This window comes from Pseudomonas shahriarae, from assembly GCF_014268455.2.
GTDB lineage: Bacteria > Pseudomonadota > Gammaproteobacteria > Pseudomonadales > Pseudomonadaceae > Aquipseudomonas > Aquipseudomonas shahriarae.
In genome coordinates this window covers 126443-144208 of the sequence record NZ_CP077085.1, presented here as the reverse complement: position 1 = coordinate 144208, position 17766 = coordinate 126443, and the positions used below count along the sequence as shown (strand labels likewise).

17 protein-coding genes are annotated in these 17766 nt (G+C 61.5%); 2 read left to right on the top strand and 15 right to left on the bottom strand.

Going from position 1 to position 17766, the window contains the following annotated elements; genetic code table 11:
* Nucleotides 1-52: 52 nt before the first annotated feature.
* Nucleotides 53-1309, bottom strand: a complete 1257-nt coding sequence (locus HU773_RS00665; RefSeq protein ID WP_057961204.1) for an autotransporter outer membrane beta-barrel domain-containing protein — start codon at nucleotides 1307-1309, stop codon at nucleotides 53-55.
* Between the two features lie 150 nt (nucleotides 1310-1459).
* Here HU773_RS00665 and HU773_RS00660 point away from each other — a divergent pair, with 150 nt between their 5' ends.
* The gene (locus HU773_RS00660) at nucleotides 1460-1726 is read left to right on the top strand and encodes a helix-turn-helix domain-containing protein (protein WP_057961203.1); all 267 of its coding nucleotides are present in this window, start codon (nucleotides 1460-1462) and stop codon (nucleotides 1724-1726) included.
* Nucleotides 1727-1729: 3 nt separating this feature from the next.
* On the opposite strand, the gene HU773_RS00655 is transcribed toward HU773_RS00660, so the two are convergent.
* Genes HU773_RS00655 through HU773_RS00645 form a run of 3 tightly spaced genes read right to left on the bottom strand, consistent with a single transcriptional unit; the run spans nucleotide 1730 to nucleotide 3490 of the window.
* On the bottom strand, nucleotides 1730-2401 hold the full coding sequence (locus HU773_RS00655) for a GNAT family N-acetyltransferase (RefSeq protein WP_057961202.1): 672 nt from the start codon (nucleotides 2399-2401) through the stop codon (nucleotides 1730-1732).
* Between the two features lie 10 nt (nucleotides 2402-2411).
* On the bottom strand, nucleotides 2412-2858 hold the full coding sequence (locus HU773_RS00650) for a GNAT family N-acetyltransferase (protein WP_186625689.1): 447 nt from the start codon (nucleotides 2856-2858) through the stop codon (nucleotides 2412-2414).
* A complete protein-coding gene (locus HU773_RS00645; protein ID WP_186625686.1) occupies nucleotides 2855-3490 on the bottom strand; it encodes an FMN-binding negative transcriptional regulator in 636 nt (211 codons plus the stop codon). Before HU773_RS00645 ends, HU773_RS00650 begins: the two co-directional genes overlap by 4 nt.
* A gap of 87 nt (nucleotides 3491-3577) precedes the next feature.
* On the opposite strand from HU773_RS00645, the gene pdxR reads away from it, so the two are divergent.
* Entirely contained in the window at nucleotides 3578-5119 is a 1542-nt protein-coding gene (gene pdxR / locus HU773_RS00640; RefSeq protein ID WP_186625684.1) for a MocR-like pyridoxine biosynthesis transcription factor PdxR, read from the top strand.
* 68 nt (nucleotides 5120-5187) lie between these two features.
* Here pdxR and HU773_RS00635 read toward each other — a convergent pair whose 3' ends face one another.
* The 11 genes from HU773_RS00635 to HU773_RS00585 form a co-directional block, all read right to left on the bottom strand.
* Entirely contained in the window at nucleotides 5188-6279 is a 1092-nt protein-coding gene (locus tag HU773_RS00635; RefSeq protein ID WP_057440563.1) for a polyamine ABC transporter substrate-binding protein, read from the bottom strand.
* Nucleotides 6276-7310, bottom strand: coding sequence for a histone deacetylase family protein (locus HU773_RS00630; protein ID WP_057961198.1), 1035 nt, complete (start codon nucleotides 7308-7310; stop codon nucleotides 6276-6278). Before HU773_RS00630 ends, HU773_RS00635 begins: the two co-directional genes overlap by 4 nt.
* 136 nt (nucleotides 7311-7446) lie before the next feature.
* Nucleotides 7447-8439, bottom strand: a complete 993-nt coding sequence (locus HU773_RS00625) for an AraC family transcriptional regulator (RefSeq protein ID WP_057440561.1) — start codon at nucleotides 8437-8439, stop codon at nucleotides 7447-7449.
* Between the two features lie 50 nt (nucleotides 8440-8489).
* Nucleotides 8490-9467, bottom strand: coding sequence for an asparaginase (locus HU773_RS00620; protein WP_120734359.1), 978 nt, complete (start codon nucleotides 9465-9467; stop codon nucleotides 8490-8492).
* A gap of 77 nt (nucleotides 9468-9544) precedes the next feature.
* Complete coding sequence (locus HU773_RS00615) at nucleotides 9545-10996, bottom strand: alanine/glycine:cation symporter family protein (RefSeq protein WP_057961196.1); 1452 nt, start codon at nucleotides 10994-10996, stop codon at nucleotides 9545-9547.
* A 457-nt stretch (nucleotides 10997-11453) separates the two neighbouring features.
* Complete coding sequence (locus HU773_RS00610) at nucleotides 11454-12578, bottom strand: IS481 family transposase (RefSeq protein WP_057961168.1); 1125 nt, start codon at nucleotides 12576-12578, stop codon at nucleotides 11454-11456.
* 873 nt (nucleotides 12579-13451) lie between these two features.
* Complete coding sequence (locus HU773_RS00605) at nucleotides 13452-14678, bottom strand: hypothetical protein (protein ID WP_057440559.1); 1227 nt, start codon at nucleotides 14676-14678, stop codon at nucleotides 13452-13454.
* Between the two features lie 447 nt (nucleotides 14679-15125).
* Nucleotides 15126-16085 carry a PDR/VanB family oxidoreductase gene (locus tag HU773_RS00600; protein ID WP_057440558.1) on the bottom strand — a complete coding sequence of 320 codons (960 nt, stop codon included), beginning with the start codon at nucleotides 16083-16085 and terminating at the stop codon, nucleotides 15126-15128.
* Nucleotides 16078-16485, bottom strand: a complete 408-nt coding sequence (locus HU773_RS00595) for a Rid family hydrolase (RefSeq protein ID WP_169989488.1) — start codon at nucleotides 16483-16485, stop codon at nucleotides 16078-16080. Before HU773_RS00595 ends, HU773_RS00600 begins: the two co-directional genes overlap by 8 nt.
* Entirely contained in the window at nucleotides 16482-17516 is a 1035-nt protein-coding gene (locus HU773_RS00590) for a Rieske 2Fe-2S domain-containing protein (RefSeq protein ID WP_057440556.1), read from the bottom strand. Before HU773_RS00590 ends, HU773_RS00595 begins: the two co-directional genes overlap by 4 nt.
* A 21-nt stretch (nucleotides 17517-17537) precedes the next feature.
* Nucleotides 17538-17765, bottom strand: a complete 228-nt coding sequence (locus HU773_RS00585; protein WP_034116488.1) for a recombinase-like helix-turn-helix domain-containing protein — start codon at nucleotides 17763-17765, stop codon at nucleotides 17538-17540.
* Between the last annotated feature and the right edge of the window lies 1 nt (nucleotide 17766).

The window sequence follows — 17766 nt, the reverse complement described above, 5'->3', positions numbered from 1 at the left end:
ATCCTCGGGGGGGCATGTGCCCCCTTTTTTTTCGTCTGCAAACCGTGCGAAATCAGAACGTCAGGGTCCATTGGCCCATCACGGCCTGGTTGCTGCTGCGTGCGCCAAAATCGCCGGTGTAGGTCAGGCCCACGCTCTGGGTGGTCGATACGCCCAGCCCCAGCCCGGCTTGCAGGGCCATGCTATTGCGGTCCAGGGCAGTGCCCTCGATGGTGAAATCGCTGTTGAACACCGACCTGTCCACCCAGGCCGAGGACTGGCGCACGCGGTTGCCGACATCGCCATACAGGTGTTTCCAGCGGGCGCTGAAATGGGGTTTGAGGGGCATCTGGTTGTCCAGGGTATAGAGGCTGGTCATGCGCAGGCCGAAGGTGCTGCTCAGGTTCTGCTGGGTCTGCTCGCCGACATTCAGGGCGCTGAGGCCGCCTTTTTCCTTGAAGCGCTCGCGCTGGTAGCGCTGATAACCGATACCCGCGAACGGTTCGACGGTAAAACTGCCGTGGTCCGCGCGATAGCCCATTTCGCTGAAAACCGTCTGGCTTTGCGCGGTGTACTTGCCCTTGAGTTGTTCGCGATGGTCGATGAAATCAAAATCCACGCTGCGCTTGTTCAACCCGGCGTGGTTGCTGTGGATCGCCCCCAGGCGCAAGGCCAGCGGCCCATCCTGGCGCACCGCGTAAGCCCCCAGGTGCCAGCTGTCGAGCGCGGCCTTGAAGCGTTTGGCGCTCAGGTCACTGGTCGTCTTGGCCCCCATCACACCCATGCGCCAGGCGGGGTCCACGGCCCAATCGGCGCCCAGCACCACGCCCTGGTTACGCTGTTGCAAATCGCCACCGCCGTGCTGGCCGTCCAGGCTGCCGGCGTTGCCCAGGCCCTGCAGCCAGACACGACCGTTGGCATCGCCGCTCACGTCGCTCATGGCCGCCAGCAAACTGCTCTGCAGTGGCTTCAGGCTGTTCTGGGTGGCGCTGCCCAGGTTGGCGTTCTGGCTGGCAGCCAGTTGCTCCAGCACCGCGCCGATTCTTCCAGGGGCCAGGTTGCCCATATAGCGGGCGTCATCTGCAATCAGATACTTTTCTCGCGCGCTCAGGTCGCCCGACTCCAGCACCGCATCCACCGCACGGTCCAGCACCTGGGCCACAGCCCGGCCATTGCCGGTGGTGGCGTAGTCAATGAAATAAAAAGGACTGGCCGGTTCAGGTTCGCTGGGCGGCGACCCCATATCCCCGCGTGCAGCGGCCAGTTGAATGCTCAACGCACTCAGCGCGAAAGTGATGACAAGGGCGAGTCGTTTGGATGTGCAGGGCATAGGTCCGAACCTCTGAGATGTGAGGCGGGAAATTTAGCGAGGCGCTGGAGGGATAACTGTCAGGGTAAGCGTTTGCGGTTTGCGGGAGAGATCTTCAGTGCCAGGTGAATAAAGGCGTAAGGGTTGTGGCCTGGAGGAAGGTGTATTTTATTGGATACACGCGCCTTGTTGATCGAGAGTGTGGAGCAGGGCCTGGCCGAAGGTACCCTGCAGGTCGGCGAAGCCTTGCGCCGGCTGCGTGTGGAGGTCACCGGCCTGCACCAGACTCCGTTCGCCAGGATGTGCAGGATTTCCCTGCGCACCCTGGTGCATATCGAGCACGGTGAGGGCAATCAGACGCTCAAGTCGTTGAACGCGGTGTTCCGGCCGTTCGGCTTGCAGATGGGCGTGGTCAAGGTTCGGCGTCCGTTGAGCTGAACGTCAGCCCCGGCATTCAGTCAGGGTTTTCGCCTGTCCATCGGCCGTCTGGTTAGCCTCCCCAAGCCAGGCCTCAAACCCGGCGCCGACCTTCGGCCACTCTCCATCGAGGATCGAGTACCACGCCGTGTCGCGGTTCTGCCCCTTGACCACCATATGCTGGCGGAACACCCCTTCAAAACTGAACCCCAGGCGCTCGGCTGCGTATTTGGAGCGGGCGTTACCGTTGTTGCACTTCCATTCCAGGCGCCGGTAGCCCAGCTCAAACGCGTGCCGGGCCAGCAGATACACGGCCTCGGTGCTTTTCGGTGAGCGCTGCATTGGGGCGCCGAAGGTGACGTGGCCGATTTCGATGCGGCCCTGGGCCGGGACGATCGACATCAGGCTAAGGATGCCCTGCACGTCGCCGCTGGCGCGGTCGATCACGCTGAAAAAGTACGGATCGCTATTGGCCGCGTGGTTGTTTAGCCACGCATCAAAAGCGGCGCGCTCGGTAAACGGGCCGTAGGGCAAATAGTCCCACAGCTTGGGGTCGGCACCGGGGCCCTGGAGGGCTTGCCACAGGCTATCGGTGTGGCGGGCCGGGTCGAGTTTTTCCAGGCGGATAAAGCGCCCTTCGATCAGTTGGGCGGTGGGCGCCGGGGCGCCTTTCCAGTCTGCGAGTGAGGTCGACATGCTGTGCTCCTTAAAGGCCTTTGCGAAACTGGATAAAGCCGGGACGTTCGGCGATGCGTTCGTATAACGCAATCGCAGTGGCATTGGTCTCATGGGTCAACCAGTGGACCTTGCAGCACCCCTCGGCCTTGGCGGTGGTGTAGACGAATTCGATCAATTTGCGACCAACTCCGGCACCGCGCTGGGTGGCGTCCACGAACAGGTCTTGCAAGTAACAGGAGCTTTCGATGCTCCAGTTGGAGCGGTGATAGATGAAGTTGACCATACCCACCGCCTTGCCGTCCTGCCAGGCCAGGGCCGAATGGGTCGGCTCGTTGCGGTCGAGCAGGCGTTGCCAGGTGCTGGTGCTGACGGCGTCCGGCAACTGCGTGTCGTAGAAGCGCAGGTAGGCCTGCCACAGTGGCAACCAGGCAGCGTGGTCGGCGGCTTGCACCCGGCGGATGTCGATCTGGCTCATGAAGGCTCCTTGGGAATGAATCGGGCGAGGGTTTGGTCACGCACGTCAAAGCTTGCGGCCAGCCCTTCGCGTACGCCGGCGATATCCGCCGCGCTGCGGTTCTGGCTGAGCTTGCGCTTGCCTTGCAGGCGCTGGATCGGCAGGGCGAACCCGACGATGGCCTTGAGCATGCCGTCGATGTAGTCCGCCGGGGCATCGCTGACTTTCCACGGTTGGGCGCGCCCGTTTTCGTGGCGGTCGGTCAGGGCGCTGACCAGTGTGAGCAGGCGCTCGGCATCGGTGAACACCTCGGCCTGGCCATAGGCGTGGACCGCCAGGTAATTCCAGGTGGGCACCACTTTGCCGTGTTCGGCCTTGGCCGGATAAAACCCTGGGCTGACATAGGCCTCGGCACCGGCAAAAATCACCAGGGCCTCGCTGCCGTTCTGCAGGTCTTGCCACTGGCGATTGGCCTTGGCCAGATGGCCGTAGAGGGTGCCATTGGGTCCTTCATCGGGGTTGAGCAGCAGCGGCAAATGGCTGGCCTGCAGGCCGTGCTCGCCAAAGGTCACCAACTGCGCCAGGCGCGTGTGCCGGATCAGTTGCTGCAGTTCGGGCAAATCGTCGAGGGCAAAGGCGCGAGGCGTGTACATAAATATTTTCCTTGGCGAATGCCTGCATCCTAGGCAGGCTAATGGTCTGTTGTAAGAGCCATCTCAGGCCAATTTCATAGGTCCAATATGTCGCCCATGTCATTCAACCCTGCGGGTATTGAGCTGGATCGCCGTCAGGGCCTGACACGCCAGCTGTACGAGGCCCTGCGCCAGCGGGTGCTGGATGGGCGGCTGGCCAGTGGGACCCGGCTGCCCGCCAGCCGGGATCTGGCGGCGGCGTTGTCGATTTCCCGCAACAGCGTGGTGCGGGCCTACGATCAGTTGTATGCCGAAGGCTTTATCGAAGGACGGGTGGGCGATGGGACCTATGTGGCGCAATTGCCCACCACCGACCCGGGCACAAAAAAATTATCCACAAAAGTGTCCACAGGGTTATCAACAGGCTTATCCCCAGCCTTATCCACAAAACCCGCAAATATAACTGGGAATTTATCCAGTGAAGTTATCCACAGTCCCGCTCTGGGTCGTCTGGAAAACAACCATTTACCGCTGCCACCCAGTGGCCCTCCACGGGCTTTTCGTGTCGGTGTACCGGCCTTCGATCTGTTCCCGTTTGACGTCTGGGCCAAGCTGAATGCGGCTTTTTGGCGCAAGCCTGACCTGCAACAACTGTGTTACGGCAACCCGGCGGGGGATGAGCGATTGCGTGGGCTGATCGCGGCTTACTTGCGCAGCTCGCGAGGCATGCAATGCACCGCTGAGCAAATTGTGATCACCAGCGGCGCGCAACAGGCAATCAGCCTTTGTGCACAGCTACTGGTGGGCCCTGGGGATAGCGTGGCAATTGAAAATCCCGGCTACCGGGCGGCAGGGCATGCGTTTGCCAATGCCGGGGCAAAACTCCAGGGCGTGGAGGTGGACGCAGAGGGCATCGACTGCACGGCATTGAACGCGCTCAACGATTGCCGCCTGGCCTATGTCACGCCTTCCCACCAGTACCCGACGGGGGTGGTCATGAGCCTGGCCCGGCGCCTGGAGTTGCTGGCCTGGGCCGAGCGCACGGGCGGCTGGATCATCGAGGATGACTACGACGGTGAGTACCGTTACAGCGGCGCGCCCCTGGCACCGCTGGCGGCCCTGGATCGCAGTGATCGGGTGCTCTATGTGGGGACTTTCGGCAAAGTCGCGTTCCCGGCGTTGCGCCTGGGTTATCTGGTGCTGCCGCCGGGCTTGGTGAGCGCCTTCACCCAGCGGCGCGCCGTGGACGTACGGCATTCGGAGGTCAGCACCCAGGCGGTGATGGCCGAGTTCATGGCAGCGGGGCACTTCCAGCGGCACATCCGGCGCATGCGCCGCGCCGCCTTGAGTCGTCGCAATGTCTTGCTGGCCGGTTGGCCCGACGACGTGCCTGGCGTGGGTAGCCTGCCCGGTGTCGCGGCAGGCTTGCACCTCACAGTACGGGTGCAAAGCCTGGCCCGTGAGGCGCAGTTAGTCGCCCAGGCCCTGGCAGCGGATGTAGAAATCAACGCCCTGAGCAGCTATTGGCTGCCCGACACCCACTCGGCACCGGCCCAGCGCGCCGGCCTGGTGCTGGGGTTTGCCGCCGTGCCCGAAGCGGCTATCGCCCAGGCCCTGGCGCGGCTGCGCAAGGCCTGGCAGGTGGGTTGATCTGGGAGCCGATCGCTTTCGGTGAGGCGCCGCCGGGGCCGGAGAGGGGGCTCCCCGGCCATGATTGCTCAGGTCCCGGACTTGATCTTGGTCCAGGCGCGGGTCCTGGCGCGCTCGGCGTCACGGGCCAGCGGCTTGAGGGTGTAGAGCGTAGCCATCGCCGCCTCGGTCGGGTACAGGTTAGGGTTGTTGCGGATCGCCGGATCCACCAGCCCGGTCGCGTCCTTGTTCGGGTTGGGATAGCCGACAAAGTCGCTGATGGGCGCAATGACCTGGGGTTGCAGCAGGTAATTGATAAAGGTGTAGGCGTCCTGCGGGTTTTTCGCGCCCTTGGGAATGGCCAGCATATCGAACCAGATCGGCGCGCCCTCTTTGGGCAGGCGCATGTCGACAATCACCCCGTTCTTGGCTTCCCTGGCGCGGTTGGCCGCCTGGGAGAAACTGCCGGAGTAGCCGACGGCCACGCAAATGTCACCGTTGGCGATATCGGCCATGTACTTGGAGGAGTGGAAGTAGGTGATGGAGGGGCGGATCTTCATCAGCAACGCTTCGGCTTTTACATAGTCCTTGGGGTTGCTGCTGTTGGGGTCCAGGCCCAGGTGCTGCAAGGCCAGGGGCAGGATTTCCGATGGCGAATCCAGCAGCGCGACCCCGCATTGCTTGAGCTTGCTGATGTTCTCGGGCTTGAAGATCAAGTCCCAGCTGTCCACCGGCGCGTCGGCCCCCAGCACGGCCTTGACCTTGTCCGGGTTAAAGCCAATCAGGATGGTGCCGTACATATAGGGCACGGCGAATTTATTGCCCGGGTCGTTGGCTTCAATCAACTGCATCAGCTTGGGATCGAGGTGGTTCCAGTTCGGCAACTGGCTGCGGTCCAGGGGTTGGAACACCCCGGCCTCGACCTGCTTGGCCAGGAACACGTTGGACGGCACTACCACGTCGTAGCCGGAGTTGCCGGTCAGCAGCTTGGCCTCCAGGGCCTCGTTGGTGTCGAAGATGTCGTAGATCAGTTTGATCGCCGGGTTCTGGGCCTTGAAGTCGTCCAGGGCCTTGGGGGTGATGTAGTCGAACCAGTTATAGACCCGCAGGGTTTTTTCTTCGGCGTGGGCGGCGGTGCTCAGCACGGCGGCACAGAGCACAAGCGACTTGAGCATGTTCATTGGGCAGCCCCCTCAAAACCTTCGAGAACGTTGACGGCATTGATGCCGATTTCTTCCACCGCATAGCCGCCTTCCATCACAAACAGCGTCGGCTTGCCCAGGCGAGCGATACGCGCACCCATGGCCAGGTAGTCCGGGCTGTCGAGCTTGAACTGCGAGATGGGGTCGTCCTTGAATGTGTCGACGCCCAGGGACACGACGATGATGTCCGCGCCATAGCCTTCGATTGCCTGGCAGGCCTGCTCCAGCGCGGCGCTCCAGGTGTCCCAGGCGGAACCGGCCGGCAGTGGGTAGTTGAAGTTGAAGCCTTCACCGGCACCGTCGCCCAGCTCATCGGCGTAGCCGAGGAAAAACGGAAACTCTGCCTCCGGATGCCCGTGGATCGAAGTGAACAGCACATCACTGCGCTCATAGAAAATCGACTGGGTGCCGTTGCCGTGGTGGTAATCGACATCGAGGATCGCGACCTTTTTGTGGCCCTGATCGAGAAAGGCCTGGGCGGCGATGGCGGCGTTGTTGAGGTAGCAATAACCGCCCATCAAGTCACTGGCGGCATGATGCCCCGGCGGGCGGCACAGGGCGAAGGCACTGTGGGCACCGTTTTGGATCGCGTGTTGTGCGGTCAGCGCGACCTGCGCTGCGCTGTAGGCGGCTTGCCAGGTGCCGGCGGTGATCGGCGCACCGCCATCGAAGCTGTAATAGCCCAGTTGGCCATGCAGGCTGGTGGGTAATACGCGGCGCAGGGTGCGGGCGGGCCAGGTGTAGGGCAGCAGGTCACCGTCCTGGCCGAAGGCCGTCCAGCGTTGCCAGGCCCCTTTGAAAAACTCCAGGTAGTCGCGGCTGTGAACACGTTGCAGCGGCGCCAGGCCGAAGTCCTGCGGCGCTTGCACCGGGCCCAGTTCACGGTCCTTGACCCGTTGCAGCACATGGTCGGCGCGCGAAGGCATTTCGAAGCAGGGCATCAACTGGCCGTCCATCAATTCGCAACGGCCATGGTGCAGGTGGTGATCGTCCGAGTAGATCGTCAGCATTTTTATTGTTCTCCGCAGGCAGCTTGGGATGCCTTGCAGTGTTGCGGTGTACGCAGGTTTGGAGAACGGCAGGAGCGGCCAAAAGGGGATAAATATGGCCAAATTGTCTGTCCGAAATTCGCCCCTACATGGGGCGTCATGCTCGAAATTGACTCGGCGCTACACCGCTCCAGCGTACAAAGGCATGCCGGAAGCTTGCGGTCTCACTGAAACCCAACTGCTCGGCGATGCGGTAGATCGGCCACTGGTCTTGCGCCAACAGTTGCTTGGCGCGCTCAAAGCGCAGTTCGTCCAGCAGTTCCTGGTAGCTGCAGCCCAGGTCATGCAGGTGCCGGCGCAGGGTGCGGGGTGAACAGTTCATCTGCTGGGCCAGGCCATCCAGCCCGGGGGCGGCGTGCAGTTGCGCCGCGAGCAACTGGCGCACCCGCCCCAGCCAGGCCTCGCGCCCGGTGAATTCGGTGTTCTGTTTGCGGCAGCGCTCGGCCATTGCCCGGTGGGTCACCGTGTCGGCCAGGGGCAACGGTTGGGCGAGCCAGCGTTGGTCAAAGGCGAACGCATTGGCAGTGGCCTGGAATTGCAGCGGGCAGTCGAAACACTCGGCGTAGCGCGCCTGATAATCCGGCGCGGCATGCTCAAAGCGCGCACCCAGCAGCGGCAGCGGGTGGCCGAGCAAGTCGTCACAGATTACCTTCAGCGATCCCAGGCACAGCTCCACATTGAAGGCGGTCAGTGCCGGGCTCTCGCGGTAATCGCTGGCGGTGAACCAGATACGCTCGCCGTCTTGCTCCAGGCTCAGCTCGAACAGTGTTCCCAACAGCGCCGGATAACGCAGGGCCAAGCGTAAAGCGTCACCGAAAGTGGCACTGGTGAGCAGCGCATAGCCGAGCATGCCGTAGGCCGATACGTGCATCCGTCGCCCCACGATCAGCCCGATATCACGCTGCAAGGCCACGGCATTGGCGCACACCTGCATTTCCTGGTGCGTGGCGATGCGTGTGTCGGCGCGGCTCAAGTCCGCCGCACAGATGCCACTGCCGGCCAGCAGCGCTTCGGCGGGCAAGCCTTCGGCCTTGAAGGTGCTGAGCACCAGGGAAACGGCATTGAGGGTGGTGAGGTGGGAGTGCAGCATGGGAACTTCCAGCCAGGGGATGGCTGGAAGTGGAGCAAGTTATATGCCGCTCAGCTCAGTTCACCGCACAGGTCCAGTTCGACCAGACGCCGTACTGCGTCGTTGGGCAGCCCGGCGCCGAGCAGGGCTTGCAGCTTGCCGAACACAGCTTCGCGGGTCATGCCGCCACCGGACAACACGCCGACCCCACGCAAGCGGCTGCCCGCTTCATACACGTCCAGTTCCACGCCACCTTCATGGCATTGGGTGATTGCGACCACCACCACGTCCCGATCCAGCGCGCGCTGCAGGCTGGCAAGGAACGCCGGGTTATCGCTGGGCCCGGTGCCGCTGCCAAAGCATTCGAGCACCAGCGCCTGGATGCCGCTGGCGACCAGGGCGTCCAGTTGCCCGGCATCAATGCCCGGCACCAGCGGCAACACACCGACATTGGCCAGGGCCTTGGGCTGGCGGTAGTCCAGGGCGGCGGGCAGGGCCTGGGCCTTGGCCACGCCACCGTTGCGCTGCAGTGCAGCAAAGGGATGGCGGCCAAAACTGCGGATTTTCGCGCAGCGGGTCGGCGCCATCAGTGCGCCGTGGAAGTACAGGTGCACGCCGGGCGCGAGGCCTTCGCCCAACGCTGCCAGGGCGCCGCTGACGTTTTCCCAGGCATCGCTGTCAGGCACGCCGGCCGGCAGCATTGAACCGGTGAACACTACGGGCGACGGTAGGCCCAGCAGTTGGAAACTCATGGCTGCCGCGCTGTAGGCCAGGGTGTCGGTGCCATGCAAAATCAGCACGCCACCGCAGCCCTCGTCCACAGCCTCGACCACGGCGCTGCGCAGGTGCTGCCAGTAGGCGGGCGTCATATTGGCGCTGTCGATCAGCGGCGACATTTCCCGAAAGCGCCAGGCTGGCGCTGGCAGGTGGGCAAGCTGTTCGCGCATGCGCGCTTCAAAGCCCGAAGCGGGCGCCAGGCCGTTGGCGCTGGCCTGCATGCCGATGGTGCCGCCGGTGTAGAGCACCATGATGGTGTTAGCTTTGGACATCGAAGAATCTCCTGAACGAAAAACGCCGCCGGGCCCAGAGCATGCCCAAGGCCGGGCGGCGTGTCATCTATCTAGGCTCAGCGTTGCACTTGGGCGTTCAGTTCAGCAGTCGCTTGAGCCGTTGGCTCCGGCTGCACCGGGTTGGCCGGCCAGGCCTTGCGGTCCAGGTCCAGGTCAGGGAACTGGCTGGAATCGAACACCGGGGTCTTGATGCCCGCCGCGCGCTGGCTGTCGTAGTCGTTGAGGATGCGCATAGCGATCTTGAACAGGAACGCCAGGGCGAACAGGTTGACGAACGCCAGCATGGTCATGGTGATGTCGGCGAAGGCGAACACGGTGCTCAGGTTCTCGATCGAACCCCAGAAGATCAGCACCAGCACCAGCGCGCGATAACCGATCAGCACCTTGCGGTTGTTGCCCACCAAAAAGCGCAGGTTGCTCTCGCCCAGGTAGTAGTTGTACATGATCGAGGTGAACACGAACAACGCCAGGGCCACCGAGATAAACATCCGGCCCCAGTCACCGACCACCGCCGCCAGGGAGTTCTGGGTCAGGGCAATGCCGTCGCCTTCAAAGCCTGGGGTGTAGAAGCCCGAGAGCAGGATCAGCAGGGCGGTGCAGGTGCAGATGATGAAGGTGTCGAGGAACACGCTGAACGCTTGCACCACACCTTGGGCGACCGGGTGTTTCACCGAGGCCACGGCTGCCACGTTGGGCGCGCTGCCCAGGCCCGCTTCGTTGGCAAACACGCCGCGCTTCACACCCATGATGATCGCGCTGCCCACCAGGCCGCCGAAGGCCTGGTCCAGGCCAAAGGCGCTCTTGACGATGGTCGCGAGCATGGCCGGTACCTGGTCGAATTGCAGCACGATCACGTAGACCGTCACCGCGATATAAACCAGGGTCTTGACCGGCACCAGCAGGTCGGCAATCGAGGCAATGCGCTTGATCCCGCCGATAAACACCAGGCCCAACAACACCGCCAGCGCCAGGCCGGTGTAGGTGGTGTCGAAGCCAAAGGCGTTGTTCAGCGAGTGGGTCACGGCATGGGCTTGCAGGCCATTGAAGGCGAACCCGAAGGTCACCAGCAGCAGAAACGCCATGACCATCCCCAGCCAGCGTTTTTGCAGGCCGTGCTGGATGTAATAGGCCGGGCCGCCACGGTAGGTGCCTTCGGCGTCGGTACGTTTGTAGAGCTGGCCCAGGGAGCACTCGATAAAGCTCGAAGACATGCCCACCAGCGCGGTGACCCACATCCAGAACACTGCGCCCGGGCCGCCCAGGGTCACGGCGATGCCGACCCCGGCGATGTTACCGGCACCCACCCGCCCGGCCAGGCTGAGCATCAGCGCCTGGAACGAACTGAGTTGGCCGGCACTGCTTTTCAGGCTGTCGCGAAACACCGCGAACATATGAAAGAAGTGACGAAACTGAACGAAACGCGAGCGGATCGTGAAGTAACCACCGAGCCCGACAATGAGCACGATCAGTACTTTTCCTGAGAGGAAGTCGTTGATGACTTCTAGCATGGAGTATTCCTCGCTGTTTTCTGTAAAGGCAAAAGCCGGACGGCTCGACTCCACACCATTTCGCAGACAGCACGATAGGTGGGGCGAGGGCTCGTCCCGGTTCCATGTCGCGGGTTGTTATTAGTTCGGCGTTCGCATGCGGCTGACGATCGTGCATGCGAAGAGGGGCGGCACTATACCTAGGTGTGCGCCAGCCGTCTGCAAGCAGCGCAATTGAGCGAGGAATGGTCGAGCGTCACACTGACCTAATGTGGGAGCTGTTGAGCTTTGGCGAGGTTGCGATAGGCATGAGTCTTTACACAACTCTTTTCTCTGGTGCTTATTGGGTTTGTGTACATATCCGTTGCTGGGGTTACGGCGGCTATTGGTTCCGCTCTTACAGCGGGTCACTTTTGGAAAAGAGCCCTGTACGGACCGGACACATAGTGGACACATGTGCGGGGACATAGTTGACACATTATGAACCATAGTCCGGTTTGCTCACGTCGATCGTTCGTAGGAAATGGTGGCAGAAGTAGACGTCAAAGAGCCCGTCACTTTCAGGGTTAGGCCGAACTGCGATGTGCTGCCCAACCAGCCCCTTGGCAATGCTGAAGTAACGTTTCTGAAAGCGAAATCGGCTGTGATAAACCTTGGCCAGCACATCATCCGGCCCATATTCAAACTCCGATAGCTGCTGCGGATAAGCCCAGGGGCTTGCTCGATACCGGTCCATAGGCACCTTGTAGTCCAGTGCTTGGTGAGGGCGTTTTAAGTTATAGACCTCACGCCATTGATCAAACGCTGTTTGAGCATCCTTGATCGTGGAGAATTGACGCCCATCAAGCACCTCGGCTTTGAGTGAACGATGGAAGCGCTCAATCTTTCCATTGGTTTGAGGGTGATAAGGACGACTGAAGCTGATCCTGATCCCCAAGCGAATCAACCAGATACTTAATTCTGTGATTTCCCCAGGGTTGCGTGGCGAGCCCCATGGCGGCCCATTGTCAACGTTGATGCGAGCCGGTAAACCAAAGCGCTGGAATACCTCGATCATCTTTTCCTTCACTGTGATTCCACGCTCGTTATCACAAGCTTGAATCGCCAAATTGAATCGTGAGTGATCGTCCAACAACGTCAGCGGATGGCATCGGCCTTCTTGCGTCGGGAAGTGCCCTTTGAAATCCATCTGCCAAAGATCGTTAGGTGCATCGTGTTCAAATCTCAGCTTTGCTTCTTGTTCCTTCTGAACAGGCTGAATCAGCCCGCATCGGTGCAGAACATTGGTGACAGTGCTAGGAGCAATCTGCTTTTTCAAAAGGCTGCTGATTGTACGTCCGCCCCAAGCGGGATGTGCTCGCCTAAGCGCTATGACTTCCGCTTCCAGAGCTGGCGCGGTTAGCTTTGGGCTAGTCGCAGGTTTTCGGGACTTCTCTTGCAGTCCAGACTGCCCCTGCATTTCATAGCGTTTCAACCACTTATAGGCCGTTTGCGGACTGATGCCGAACCGTCGACACAGCTCTCGTTTATTGCTGCCGGGTTGCCGTGCTAAGGCAATGAACTCTTCTTTCAGGCTCATGGTATCTCTCGTGTCCCAGGGCATGATGGCTTTCCGGCGAAGTTGGCTCGCCAAAAGTGTCCACCATGTCCCCGCACACCCGTCAACCATGTGTCCGGTCCGTACAAAGAGCGCGAAAGTAACCAAAGCGCTTTTTCCCCACCACTCGGTGCCTCGCCTAGGCTCGGTGTGCCCGTCATCCGACATTGATTTGGGGGGCCGCCGCGATGGGCCATCCATGGCCCAGCGCGGCTAACCCGGCGTCCTGCCGGGTTACCCCCCAAATCAATATCGGATGACGGCCAGCGTGGTTTAACGGGGCGCCTCAGATCAAAAGCAAAGCGAGACGGCCTGACAGCCGACCTGATCGTCTAGGCGTACGCTTATACCTGTGGGAGCTGGCTTGCCTGCGATGGTGGTGTATCAGTCGATAAATGTATTGGCTGATGTACCGCCATCGCAGGCAAGCCAGCTCCCACAGGGAATGCAGCTTCGCGCTCTGGCTTTGCTGTTGCTGTGGCTCTGCTTTTGATCTGGCTTTTGATCTTGATCTAAGGCGCCCCGTTAAACCACGATGGCCGCAGGCAGGTATTGCGCAGTGGGCACCCCGGCATGGATGCCGGGGTAGCCGCGACACGGCCATGGATGGCCGATCGCGGCGGGCCCACGGAGCAATGCCTGACTGCGGGCATGCCGAGCCTAGGCGAGGCACCGAGTGGTGGGGCAAGAGCGCTTTGCTTACTTTGGCGCTCTTCCAAAGTGAGCCGCCGTAAGGGCGGAACCCTAAGTGGCCATGACCGCAGCAATGGATATGTACTCACACCCCACAACCAAAAAAGAGCAAGTCGTGTAGATACTCATGCCTATCGCAACCTCGCCAAAGCTCAACAGCTCCCACCTTTGATTTTTGTTGCCTGGTTAGAAGTAGTAACCAATATTCACGTTGGTGCGGTAATACCACTCGTTGCTGCCCACCGAGCTGGTATTGGTAAAGCCGCTGCCATTCTCGGCCCCGCCATAGGGGTTGGCGTTGCGCGCCCAGGTAAAGTCGACCCAGGCCATCACCGGCATCGCCAGGAACTGCGCGCCCACGGTGAACATCTGCGAATCATCCCAGGCGCTCTTGTCTTTCATCATCCGGCTGTAGTCGGTGTACAACTTGACCTTCTTCAACTGCCCCAGCGTCGGCGTGTAGACGTCATAGCCGAGGTTGATCGAGGCGAGGGTGGCCTTGGATGCGATCAGGTACGCGGGGGTCAGGCCGTTGCCACCCATCAGCACCGAGTCCTTGCTGACGCCGGTGGGGTTTTCAGGGTCGTATTCGTAGCGGATGGCCTGGCTGGTAACGGTCCACAGCCCCTTGTTGATGATGGCGTGTACACCGGCGGCCCAGTAGTCGCCGTCGTCCCGGGTGGTGGCGTTGTACAGCTGGGCGGTGGCCAGCGAGGCGCCGATCTCGGTTTTCCAGCCATCGCTGTTGAAGGTCCGTGCTACGCGGGCGTTGAGTTGGTTGCGCTTCTCGTTGTCCTGGCGCGATTGGATCGCGGCAATCGCATTGTCCTTCAGGTCGGCGTAACGCCCGACTTCAGGCGAATAGCGAAGGTCGCTGGGCAACATGCGCGGGAAGAAGCCAAGCTGCACGTCCCAGTCCTGGTCCTTGTAGCTGTACTTGAGGCCGGTGCCGGCACTTGAGGCATAGCCCATGAAAAACGGCAGGTGGTAACTCCAGCCAAATTGCGGATACGGCTCCAGGCCAAACGGCTTGAACGGCGCTCCCAGTTGCACGTTGGAGTTGGCATTGAGCCGATAGCCGACGAAACCACGGTCGATGGAGCGCTTGCCGTCGTCCTGGAACCAGTAGCCGATATCGCTGTAGAGGCTCTTGTAGGTGGCCTGCACGTCCAGGCGGAACGTGTCGAAGAGGAAGCGGCCATTGTTCTCGGTGGTGTCCCAATGCTCGTCGCGATAGTTGGTACGCAACGCACCGCCGATATCCAGGCTGGCGTCGCCGGCCTCACTGCGCCAGGCAATATGCGGGAATGGTTTATTGGCGGCGTTGGCCCGCACCGGTTCGGAAGGGATGGGTTCTGCGGCGAAACTGCTGAAACTGGCAAACATCAATCCTGCACACAAGACACGCTTCATAGAGACCTCTCTACCGGGTAATCGGCAACACTCGTCCGCTTGCCTTTAAAGGCAACTAAGGAGGGAGCGGGTCTTACCGGGTTTAAGTGTTGGTTATTATTGTTTTATCGGCGAAACGCCGTTTAATCAGTGAATGCACAGGGGTAGAGCAGGAAGTGTGCCAGGCGGCGTATTTACTGGGGTTTTATAAAAACCTGCTTGAAAACAATTGTTTATATGGGAAACAAAGCGCTTTGTATAACCCATGAAACAACCTGTAAGTGCGGTAACAAAGTTGCTCGGGATAGGTGCGTCTTTATTGCACGCTGCCAATGAAACGGGCAATTTTGTGTTTTACGGGTGAATAATAAGTTGCCTACTTATTTACTCGATAGATCGTCTGCCTGACATCGTGGCGAGGGGACAAGCCCCCTCGCCACAACAGCCCCACCACCGAGCCTATGCAGACTAAAGGTCCAGCACCAAGCGCCGGCTCTTGCAGCCCGAAACGCACACCATCATCGACGTGTTCGCCGCACGCTCGGCCTTGGTCAGTACCCCGTCGCGGTGGTCGATCTCGCCTTCCACCACCCGCGTTTCACAGGAGCCGCACACCCCCTCGCGGCAGCTGTGGTCAATGTCGCAACCGGCTTCGAGCAACACATCCAGCAAACTCAAACCGGGCTCCACCGACAGCGTCTTGCCGGACTTTTTCAGCTCCACGCTATAGCGGCTCTGGGCATCTTCGCTGGGCGGCAGTTCGGCGGCGGTAAAGCGCTCGATATGCGCATGGGGATAACCCAGGCGCTCACAGGTGCCCTCGAACGCATCCAGCATCGGCGTCGGCCCGCAGCAGTAGAAGTGCGTATCTGCCGGCTGGCCAGCGAGGTAGGCGGCGAGGTCCGGCGGCACGCCTTTCTCGTCGTTGAAGTGGTACACCACCCGCGCATCCAGGCCGTTCAAGGCTTCCACCAATGCCGCTTCCTGGCGCGAGCGCGCGCAATAGATCAGCTCGGCGGATTTTCCCTGGGCCAGCAACTGGCGGAACATGCAGTAGATCGGGGTAATGCCGATGCCACCGGCCACCAGCACACTGTGGCTGGCGCTCAGGTCCAGCGCGAAGTTGTTGCGCGGCGCCGAGATCGACAGCGGCATGCCGACCCGCAGTTGGCTGTGCACATATTCCGAGCCGCCGCGGCTGTTGCGGTCACGCAGGATGCCCACGGTGTAGCGCCCCTGGTCGCTGGGGGAGTTGAGCAGCGAGTAGCTGCGCACCAGGCCGTTGGCCAGGTGCAGGTCGATGTGCGAGCCGGCCTCGAACGGCGGGAACACGGTATCGCCCAACGGCCGAAACTCCACGCTGATGATGCCTTCGGCTTCATAGCGCAGGGTATGCACGCGGGCATTGAGCAGGGAGGGCTTAGACATCATTCACCTCTGTGACGGTACGCAGGTCGACATCGAGCCGGGCACTGGCCTCGATCTCGACCCGTAGTTCAGGAAACACCAGTGCGTTGACGGCCACCAGGGTGGACGTGGGAAACACGGCCTGCCCGGCGAAAAAATCCCGTCGGGCGCGGCCCACTTGGTCTTTGTCGGCGATATCAGTGAGGTACACCGTCAGCCGGTAGATATTGCCCACGTGCCCGCCGGCCGCCGTCACCAGCGCCTGGATCTTGCCCAGCACCACCAGGGTCTGGGCGTAGCAATCCAGGGGGGCCTCGCGGCTGGCGGGGTGCGCGGTCATCCCCGACATCACCACTTCGCGGCCGATCAGCAGCGCATTCGACCAACTGGCCCCGGCGGGCGCCACCACGACCGCGTTCATGGCAGTTGCTTCGCGTCGATCAGTTCAAGCTGGGCCTTGGCCGCGTTTTTCAGGTAACGGCGCATGCGCACCACGCCCAGGTCGTGCTGGTAGAGGTTTTCGCGCTGGTTGGCGTCCGGCTCCATGAATTCCAGCAGCACCCGATCCTGCTCCAGCACGGCCCAGTGCCGCGCTTCCAGGCGGTTCTTGTAAAGGAAGCGCCAGGTGTCGCGCTGCCAGCCGGTCAGCGGTCGGCAGCGCCAGTGGAACACCGCCGAGAGCGCGCGGCTGCTCGGCGTGTAGCTGCCGATAATGGTGAAGTTGCCGCCCGGGCCGCCGGTTTTCGGGTAGGGGATTTCCAGGCGCAGCCAATGGCAGCCGTTGTCCATGAACTCGGTCCAGTCGAAGTTCACCCCGCGCTGGCCTTCCTTCTCGAAGAAGAACCCGTTGTCGGTGTCGCGGGTGACGAACTTGGCGGTGGCTTCGCCTTCACTCATCGAGTGCGACATCTTGTGCAGGTAGGTGCCGTGCATCGGGTCCATGACGTTGTCGATCACGTAGCGGTAGTCGCCTTTCCACTCGGTGTAGCAGACGAAGCTGCTCCACTCCGGCGAGGTCAGTTGCTCGGGCAGCACCAGTTCCGGCGGGGTCTCTAAATGCGCGTCGGTGGCATTGAACAAAAAGATCGCGCCTGCCGCTTCGCGGGTATGGAACATGCGGGTCGGGCGGCTGCCTTCGAGTTTGCAGCCGGGGCTGCCGGGCACCTTGGTCACGGTGCCGTCACAGCGCACTTCGACGCCGTGATACGGGCATTGCAGGCGATCACCCAGCACCGGGCCCTGGGACAGCGGCGCGCCGCGATGGGGGCAATGGTCTTCGAGGGCGTGTACGCGGCCATCGTTGTCGCGCCACAGGGCGATCTTGTAGCCGAGGCGGCGCACCGACACCGGCTTCTCCCCCAACAGGTCCGAAGGCAACACCGGGAACCAGAGGTCTTTGAGGCCATTGGCCAGATGGTTTTCAACAGGGTCGACGGTCAATTGCATAGTCATTGTTCTATTCCTTCTGCCGGGTCATTCGCCCAGCCGGGCCATCAGGGTTTGATAGGCATCTGCCGTCCACTCGCCGCTGGTCAGCGGGCAGGGCGGGCCGGCCAGGTTGAGGTGGGCGAGCAGCGCCGGCAGCTCGGTCACGCCGTTGCCGAAGGCGCGTTCGATGGAGTCGCCCAGCAGCTCTTCAAACTGGGTATTGGGCCGTTTGCGCGCCTGATGGGGCTCGAGGAAGCGTTCGGTAGTGCTCATG

Excerpts from the sequence above, each read along its gene's own strand:
- HU773_RS00665 (WP_057961204.1), bottom strand. The coding sequence starts at position 1,309 with ATGCCCTGCACATCCAAACGACTCGCCCTTGTCATCACTTTCGCGCTG.
- HU773_RS00655 (WP_057961202.1), bottom strand. The coding sequence starts at position 2,401 with ATGTCGACCTCACTCGCAGACTGGAAAGGCGCCCCGGCGCCCACCGCC.
- HU773_RS00650 (WP_186625689.1), bottom strand. The coding sequence starts at position 2,858 with ATGAGCCAGATCGACATCCGCCGGGTGCAAGCCGCCGACCACGCTGCC.
- HU773_RS00645 (WP_186625686.1), bottom strand. The coding sequence starts at position 3,490 with ATGTACACGCCTCGCGCCTTTGCCCTCGACGATTTGCCCGAACTGCAG.
- pdxR (WP_186625684.1), top strand. The coding sequence starts at position 3,578 with ATGTCGCCCATGTCATTCAACCCTGCGGGTATTGAGCTGGATCGCCGT.
- HU773_RS00635 (WP_057440563.1), bottom strand. The coding sequence starts at position 6,279 with ATGAACATGCTCAAGTCGCTTGTGCTCTGTGCCGCCGTGCTGAGCACC.
- HU773_RS00630 (WP_057961198.1), bottom strand. The coding sequence starts at position 7,310 with ATGCTGACGATCTACTCGGACGATCACCACCTGCACCATGGCCGTTGC.
- HU773_RS00625 (WP_057440561.1), bottom strand. The coding sequence starts at position 8,439 with ATGCTGCACTCCCACCTCACCACCCTCAATGCCGTTTCCCTGGTGCTC.
- HU773_RS00620 (WP_120734359.1), bottom strand. The coding sequence starts at position 9,467 with ATGTCCAAAGCTAACACCATCATGGTGCTCTACACCGGCGGCACCATC.
- HU773_RS00615 (WP_057961196.1), bottom strand. The coding sequence starts at position 10,996 with ATGCTAGAAGTCATCAACGACTTCCTCTCAGGAAAAGTACTGATCGTG.
- HU773_RS00610 (WP_057961168.1), bottom strand. The coding sequence starts at position 12,578 with ATGCCCTGGGACACGAGAGATACCATGAGCCTGAAAGAAGAGTTCATT.
- HU773_RS00605 (WP_057440559.1), bottom strand. The coding sequence starts at position 14,678 with ATGAAGCGTGTCTTGTGTGCAGGATTGATGTTTGCCAGTTTCAGCAGT.
- HU773_RS00600 (WP_057440558.1), bottom strand. The coding sequence starts at position 16,085 with ATGTCTAAGCCCTCCCTGCTCAATGCCCGCGTGCATACCCTGCGCTAT.
- HU773_RS00595 (WP_169989488.1), bottom strand. The coding sequence starts at position 16,485 with ATGAACGCGGTCGTGGTGGCGCCCGCCGGGGCCAGTTGGTCGAATGCG.
- HU773_RS00590 (WP_057440556.1), bottom strand. The coding sequence starts at position 17,516 with ATGACTATGCAATTGACCGTCGACCCTGTTGAAAACCATCTGGCCAAT.
- HU773_RS00585 (WP_034116488.1), bottom strand. The coding sequence starts at position 17,765 with ATGAGCACTACCGAACGCTTCCTCGAGCCCCATCAGGCGCGCAAACGG.